Source organism: Klebsiella sp. HN106, from assembly GCF_051209435.1.
GTDB lineage: Bacteria > Pseudomonadota > Gammaproteobacteria > Enterobacterales > Enterobacteriaceae > Klebsiella > Klebsiella oxytoca.
Genome location: NZ_JBLURD010000059.1, coordinates 1 through 1,471, shown reverse-complemented (window position 1 = coordinate 1,471; position 1,471 = coordinate 1). Strand labels below are relative to the sequence as shown.

1 protein-coding gene is annotated in these 1,471 nt (G+C 66.5%); it reads left to right on the top strand.

Annotated features, from left to right (window positions below; all coding sequences use genetic code 11):
- The coding region (gene oadA / locus ACSIPU_RS30250) for a sodium-extruding oxaloacetate decarboxylase subunit alpha (protein ID WP_435322465.1) at positions 1–1,471 on the top strand (1,471 nt) is incomplete at both ends.

The window sequence follows — 1,471 nt, the reverse complement described above, 5'->3', positions numbered from 1 at the left end:
AGGACCCCTGGGTCCGCCTGCGCGAGCTCAAAAAGGCCATGCCGAAGACCCCCCTGCAGATGCTGCTCCGCGGCCAGAACCTCCTCGGCTACCGCCACTACGCCGATGACGTGGTGGAGCGCTTCGTTGAGCGCGCCGTCAAAAACGGCATGGATGTGTTCCGCGTCTTCGACGCCATGAACGACCCGCGCAACATGAAAGCCGCCCTGCAGGCGGTGCGCAGCCACGGCGCTCATGCCCAGGGGACGCTCTCCTACACCACCAGTCCGGCCCACACCCTGCAGACCTGGCTTGACCTGACTGAACAGCTGCTGGAGACCGGCGTCGACTCCATCGCGATTAAAGACATGTCGGGCATTCTCACCCCGGGGGCCGCCTTTGCGCTGGTCAGCGAAATCAAAAAACGCTATGACGTGCGCCTGCACCTGCATGCTCATGCCACCACCGGGATGGCGGAGATGGCCCTGCTGAAGGCCATCGAGGCGGGCGTTGACGGCGTTGATACCGCCATCTCTTCCATGAGCGCCACCTACGGCCACCCGGCCACCGAGGCGCTGGTCGCCACCCTGGCGGGTACTGAGCACGACACCGGGCTGGATATCCTCAGGCTGGAGAGCATCGCGGCGTACTTCCGCGAGGTGCGCAGGAAATACCACGCCTTCGAAGGCCAGCTGAAGGGCACCGACAGCCGTATCCTCGTGGCCCAGGTACCGGGCGGGATGCTCACCAACCTTGAGGGCCAGCTGAAGCAGCAGAACGCCGCCCACCGTCTGGATGAGGTGCTGGAAGAAATCCCCCGCGTGCGCGAGGACCTCGGCTTCATCCCGCTGGTCACCCCGACCTCGCAGATTGTCGGTACCCAGGCGGTGCTGAACGTGCTGACCGGCGAGCGCTACAAAACCATCGCGAAGGAGACCGCCGGGATTCTGAAGGGCGAATACGGCCACACCCCGGTGCCGGTGAATGCGGCATTGCAGGCCCGCGTGCTCAACGGGGCAGAAGCCATCACCTGCCGCCCGGCGGACCTGCTGAAGCCGGAGCTGGCGCAGCTGGAAGCCGACGTGAAACGTCAGGCGCAGGAGAAGGGCATCGTTCTGGCGGAGAACGCCATCGACGACGTGCTCACCGTGGCCCTGTTCCCGCAACCCGGCCTGAAGTTCCTGGAGAACCGCCACAACCCGGCAGCGTTTGAGCCGCTGCCGCAGGCGGAAGCCGCGCAGCCTGCCGTGAAAGCAGAAAAACCGGCGGCCTCCGGCGTTTACACCGTGGAAGTGGAGGGCAAAGCCTTTGTGGTGAAGGTCAGCGACGGCGGCGATATCAGCCAGCTGACGGCGGCCGCGCCGGCTGCCTCTTCCGCCCCGGCTCAGGCGGCCGCCCCGGCAGGCGCCGGCACGCCGGTGACCGCGCCGCTGGCGGGCACTATCTGGAAGGTCATTGCCGCGGAAGGCCAGACGGTGGCCGAAGGCGACGT